The sequence below is a fragment of the Actinoplanes palleronii genome, from assembly GCF_016862315.1.
Classification (GTDB): Bacteria; Actinomycetota; Actinomycetes; order Mycobacteriales; family Micromonosporaceae; genus Actinoplanes; species Actinoplanes palleronii.
In genome coordinates, this window is sequence record NZ_BOMS01000059.1 from 1 (window position 1) to 833 (window position 833).

General features: G+C 78.4%; 1 protein-coding gene and 1 pseudogene. Both read left to right on the forward strand.

What is annotated here, in order from left to right; genetic code table 11:
* Nucleotides 1-243 (forward strand): annotated as a pseudogene (locus tag Apa02nite_RS22255) (ice-binding family protein); the annotation flags it as partial.
* A gap of 272 nt (nt 244-515) precedes the next feature.
* Nucleotides 516-833, forward strand: a 318-nt coding sequence (locus Apa02nite_RS22260; protein WP_203826713.1) for a hypothetical protein, incomplete at its 3' end; no start/stop codon positions are given.

Below are 833 nucleotides of genomic sequence, written 5' to 3' on the forward strand. Positions count from 1 at the left end.
GGCATGGCCGGGCCCTGCGGCATGGCCGGGCCCTGCGGCATGGCCGGGCCCTGCGGCATGGCCGGGCCCTGCGGCATGGCCGGGCCGCCGTGCGGTGCGTTCGGCTGGCCGGGCTGGGCCGCGACGAATCCGGCCGGCGGTGCCACCGGCTGCCCGGCGCGGGGCACGGCCGGTCCGCGCGGCGGCTGGCCCGGGTGGGGCACGGTCGGCGCGTCCTGCGGCGCGATCGGCTGGCCGGGCTGAGCCCCGACAAATCCGGGCGGCGGCGCGACGGTCCGCCCTGGTGCAGGCGGCGTCGAACCACCGGGCGGCGCGACAACCGGAGGCACGACAACCGGAGGCACGACGACGGGCGGCACCGGCGGCTGACCGGAACCGGGAGCGGGCACATTCGGCCGCGCAGCAGGCATCGGAGCCCGGGCCGGCGCACCCTGCCGCCCCGCGTGGTGCGTCGGCATCGGCGGCGCCTCGTCCGGCACGATCGCCCACGGCCCGTCCCCCTCGGAGAGGAAGACGTGCGCGGTGCGCGGGCTACGCCCGGCACGCTGCTGAGGCACGCCCGGCCCGGGAACCCCGGGCCGCCCCATCGGCTCACCGCCCTGACGCGGATCGCCCACCCCACGGCCACCCTGCCGCGGATCAGCACCCTGCCCCGCCCAGCCGTCAACCGCAGGCTGACCAGGCACACCACCCTGACGCGGATCGACGGGCTGTCCAGGCACCCCGCCCTGCCGGGCATCAATCGGTTGTCCAGGCATCCCGGCCTGGCGCGGGTCAACGGGTTGTCCAGGCATCCCGGCCTGGCGCGGGTCAACGGGCTGTCCAGGCATCCC